The 4,732-nt window shown below is 73.7% G+C and carries 3 protein-coding genes; 2 read left to right on the forward strand and 1 reads right to left on the reverse strand.

Going from position 1 to position 4,732, the window contains the following annotated elements:
- Positions 1-98 precede the first annotated feature (98 nt).
- Positions 99-1,163 (reverse strand): LPXTG cell wall anchor domain-containing protein, encoded by a 1,065-nt coding sequence (locus tag ACWCYO_RS40250; protein WP_449787004.1) that lies wholly within the window; start codon positions 1,161-1,163, stop codon positions 99-101.
- Positions 1,164-1,668: 505 nt separating this feature from the next.
- On the opposite strand from ACWCYO_RS40250, the gene ACWCYO_RS40255 reads away from it, so the two are divergent.
- Both ACWCYO_RS40255 and ACWCYO_RS40260 read left to right on the forward strand, forming a co-directional pair.
- Entirely contained in the window at positions 1,669-2,982 is a 1,314-nt protein-coding gene (locus ACWCYO_RS40255; protein WP_449787005.1) for a geranylgeranyl reductase family protein, read from the forward strand.
- A gap of 271 nt (positions 2,983-3,253) precedes the next feature.
- Complete coding sequence (locus ACWCYO_RS40260; protein WP_270141032.1) at positions 3,254-4,624, forward strand: sialidase family protein; 1,371 nt, start codon at positions 3,254-3,256, stop codon at positions 4,622-4,624.
- Positions 4,625-4,732: the final 108 nt, after the last annotated feature.

A 4,732-nucleotide genomic window follows, 5' to 3' on the forward strand; every position in this document is an offset into this window, starting at 1 on the left:
GTCGCGGCCGCGGTGCCGGAGATGACCCCGCTCCTCGCGTCGATGGCCAGCCCCTGCGGCAGCCCGGTCTCAGTGGTGCCGCGGGCTCCTGAGGATCGTCAGGAGGAGGTGCGGCGACGGCGGGTGTAGACCACCGCGCCCGCGCCGGCGACCAGCAGGGCGGTGCCGGCGCCCGCGTACAGCAGGGTGCCGTCGCTACCGGTGGAGGCCAGCTTCTTGCCGTCGGAGGCACCCGGGATCGGGGTCGGGACGCTGACCTTGGCCGGCACGACCAGCGGCTGGTCCGGGGTGACCTTGGTGCCGGTGCCCGGGTGCACCGGGACGGTGGCGGTGGGCGGGGTGGACGGGCCGGCGCTCGGGACGTCGCTGGGCGCGTCGGTCGGGACCTCGGCGGCCGGGGTGGTCGGCGCGGGGGTCTTCGCGGGCTCGGTCGCCGGGGTGGTGGCCGGGGTGGTCGGCGCGGGGGTCTTGGCCGGCTCGGTCGCCGGGGTGGTGGCCGGAGTCGTCGCCGGGGTGGTGGGCGCCGGGGTGGCGGGCGGCGTGACCGAGTGCGAGGGCGCGGGGGTCTGCGACGGGGTCGGGGTGTGCGACGGGACCGGGGTGTGCGAGGGGGTGGTGCTCGGCACGGCGGTCGGGCTCGCCGACGGGGCCTTGGTCGGGCTGCCGGTGGCGGTCGGCTTGCCGGTCGGGGCCGGGGTCTGGCCGCCGCAGTCGACCTTGAAGACCTTGTGCTTGGGGTTGCTGACGTCCGGGTGCTCCGGCAGCTCGCCGTCGACCAGCGGGACGGCCTTCCAGAACAGCTTGTAGTGGCCGTCCGGCAGGTTGATGTCCTCGGTGCGGATGTGGCCCTTCTCGTCGACCGGGATGTCGCCGTACACGACCGGCTCGGTCATGTCGTTCATGTCGAAGATCGCCCAGAGCACGTCCTGGTTCGGGTCGAAGCCGAAGGAGTCCAGGTAGAAGGTGCAGACCTTGGGCTCGTTGCGCACGTCCTCCTGGCCGGTGGCGGCGTCGTGGATCTTCACGGTGCCGTTGTTGCCGGGGTGGCCCTTGCCGTTGCCGTTGCCGCCGGCGGCGGCGTGCGCGACGGGGGCGAGCAGCATCAGGGCGGCGGCGGTCGGGACGGCCACCAGGGAGCGTGCGGCGGTGGAGCGGATGTGCATGCGTCTTCCATCGGGTAACGGCAGGCCGGGACGAGCCTGTGGGGTGGGAGGGAGCCTTCGGTCGGCCGCCGGGCCAGGGGCCGGAGTCGTACGACGTGAGGGGCACAAAAGTTCCCGTAGTGGGAAACGCTACGCAAGGGAGGTTTGGCCGAAATGCATCACTGAGAGCGATTAGTCCGGCTAGTCCCTCGCAACAATCTGATCACCCGATTGTGTTGAACGCGTGTGCGCCGTAGGCATGTCATGCGGATCCCGGCGGCCCCGGCCGCGCCGACGGGCGGCGGGTGAGCGGTGCGCAGGTGCAGCGCGGGCGCGACGGCGACCCGCTGGTGGCCGGTATTGGCCGGTCCGCGACCCGGGTCCGCGTGTCGGGGCGGCGGGCGGAAGGCGGGGTTCTCTATCGTCCGTCTGGAACCGGACAGTCCACCGATTCCGTTCCAGGTGCGGCCGATCGCGTGAGCGACCGGTCGAGTCCGCAGCCGATCCGACCCAGGGGGAGTGCTCGATGCCCGGCCCAGAGCAGCAGGTGCGACCGGAGCGGCAGCGGCCCGCCCCGACCGAGGACAGCGCTGACGTCATCGTGGTCGGCGCCGGCCCGGCCGGCTCCACCGCCGCCTACCACCTCGCCCGCACCGGCCTGGACGTCCTGCTGCTGGAGAAGTCCGCCTTCCCGCGCGAGAAGGTCTGCGGCGACGGCCTCACCCCACGCACCGTCAAACAGCTGGTCGACATGGGCATCGACGTCTCCGAGGAGGCCGGCTGGCTGCACAACCGGGGCCTGCGGCTGATCTCCGGGCAGCGCTCGTTGGAGTTCGACTGGCCCGAGCTCTCCGCCTTCCCGGGCTACGGACTGGTGCGCCGCCGCGCGGACTTCGACGAACTGCTCGCCCGCAAGGCCGCCGCGGCCGGCGCCCGGCTGGTCGAACGGGCCAACGTGGCGGGCGCGTTGACGGACGAACGGACCGGCCGGATCACCGGCGTCAGCGCCAGACTGGGCGAGGAGCGCAAGCCCGTCGAGTACCGGGCGCCGATCGTGGTCGCCGCCGACGGCAACTCAACCCGGCTGTCCGTCGCGATGAAGCGCTACCGGCGCACCGACCGCGCGGTGGGCGTGGCCTACCGCACCTACTTCACCACCCCGCGCCACGACGACCGCTACCTGGAGGCCTGGCTCGACCTGCGCGACCCGAACGGCCCCGCCCACCGCCTGCTGCCGGGCTACGCCTGGGTGTTCGGCATGGGCGACGGCACCGCCAACGTCGGGCTCGGGGTCCTCGACACCGCCAAGACCGACCTCGACTGGCGGGACCTGCTGCGGCGCTGGTGCGCCGACCTGCCGCCCGGCTACGGCTACACCCCCGAGGCGGTCACCGAACCGATCCGCGGCTCCGCCCTCCCGATGGGCCTCAACCGCCAACCCCATTACGCCGACGGCCTGTTGCTGATCGGCGACGCGGGCGGCACGGTCAGCCCCGGCACCGGCGAGGGCATCGCCTACGCGATGGAGTCCGGCCGCTACGCCGCCGAGACCATCGTCCAGGCGCACGCCCGCCGCACCGACCGCGGCCGCGAACTCGCCCTGCGCGCCTACCCGCAGAAGCTGCGCTCCGCCTACGCGGGCTACTTCGCACTCGGCCGGCTGGCCGCCGACCTGCTCGGCCGCCCCCGGCTGCTCGGCGCCGCGGGCGCCGCCGGGCTGGGGCACCCGGCGCTGCTGAAGGTGGCGTTCCGGCTGATGGTCAACCTGACCGAGCCCAACTCCAAGGACGCCCTGGACCGGCTGCTCCACCTGCTCGGCCGGGTCGCCCCGGGGCGCTGAACTCCCGCACCGGCGACCGTTGTCGGATGATCGGCGGATCGGATCGGCCGGTGCCTATCCAGCCACGCAGGGGCAGCGCAAGACCCCTGCGTGGCTTTCCGGGATCTGAACCGGCTCCGCACACGACGTCCGAGCGGTCTCCACAGCTGCGCGGCTTCGGGATCGACGGGCGGGGGAATCCGTCCGGAGGCGGGACGCGGCCCCACGGCTGACGGCCCGCCACCCCCACGCCCGTTCCCCAGGCTCCCTTCCACCCCGAGGAGATCAGCCCGTGCGCGCACGTCTCGGCACGCTCAGATCCCTGCTCGCCGGCCTCTGCGCCGGAGCCACCGTCCTCGCCCTCACCACCGGACCGGCGCAGGCCTCGTCGGCAGGTCCCGCCGCCCGTGCGGCCGCCGCCTACTCGATCAGCACCCCGACGAACATCTCGTCCTCCTGCTCGGGGCAGAACGCCGAGGCCATCCAGGCCGTCGATCCGGCGGTGAACGCCGTGTACGACGTCTGGATGGGCTGCAAGGGCATCGGATTCGCGGGCTCGCCGGACGGCGGAGCCACCTTCGGCGCACCGCTCACGCTGCCCGGCAGCACCGGACAGAACGGCAGCCGGTCCTGGGACCCGGCGGTCACCGTCGCGCCCGACGGCGCGGTCTACGTGGCGTTCATGGTCTCCCGCTCCGGCCAGACCTACCCGGTGGTGGACGTCAGCACCGACCGCGGCGCCAGCTTCAAGACCGTCAGCCAGATCACCCCGCCGGACGCGAACGACTGGGGCGACCGCGACTTCATCACCGCCGGCCCGGACGGCACGCTCTACCTGACCTGGGACTACGGGCCGAGCGCCGCGGCGGTGACCTTCCTCTGCGCGGCGTCCGGCAGCTGCTCCTTCGCCACCGGCGACGTCAACGCGGTCCTGCAGAAGTCCACCGACGGTGGCAGGACCTGGAGCGCGATGTCGCACATCAGCCCCGGCTACCCGAACAGCGGGGCCGACAGCGCGCCCGTCACGGTCGAGCCGGACGGCTCGATCGACGTGCTCTACCAGGGCTACACCGTCACCAACGTCCCGACCGACGACCTCACCGTCGCCTACGCCTACGCGACCCGCTCCACCGACGGCGGCGCGACCTGGTCCCAGCCGGTGCGGATCGGCCCCGGCGCCGGGACGATGAACAACAGCGAGTGGTGGATCGACGGCAGCGAGGCGCTCGGCCCGGACGGGACGCTGTACGCGACCTGGGACACCCAGGGTTCGAACAGCGACACCGGGTGGCTGTCGTACTCCCAGGACCACGGGGCGACCTGGTCCACCCCGCTGCAGGTGCCCTCGGACACGCTGAACGTCCCGCACATCATGCAGGTCGTCGCCGGTCCCCCGGGGATCGCCTACGTGGGCTGGCTGTCGAGCAGCGACCCGCGCGGCTACGCACAGTACCTGCGGACCTTCTCGATCACCCGGGGCTGGCTCTCCGCCCCGGTCCAGGTCTCGCAGAACTTCGGGACCGGCTCGGTGTGGCCAGGCGACACCTTCGGCTTCTCCGCGCTGGCGCCCGACCGGCTGGTCCTGGCCTGGGGCAGCGCCGTCGCGCCCACGGCCTCGAACGACAGCATCTGGGCCGCGACGGTCGGGGTCGCGCTCCCCTGACGCGGAGCGGGCGGGCCGGGCGCGCGGCCGGCCCGCCCCCCGGCCCCCGGGGGGGGGGCGGGCCCCCGGGCGGCCGGCGGGGGCGGAGGGGGGGTTCACCCCCCCCCC

The organism is Kitasatospora sp. NPDC001683 (genome assembly GCF_053596495.1).

Excerpts from the sequence above, each read along its gene's own strand:
- ACWCYO_RS40255 (WP_449787005.1), top strand. The coding sequence starts at position 1,669 with ATGCCCGGCCCAGAGCAGCAGGTGCGACCGGAGCGGCAGCGGCCCGCC.
- ACWCYO_RS40250 (WP_449787004.1), bottom strand. The coding sequence starts at position 1,163 with ATGCACATCCGCTCCACCGCCGCACGCTCCCTGGTGGCCGTCCCGACC.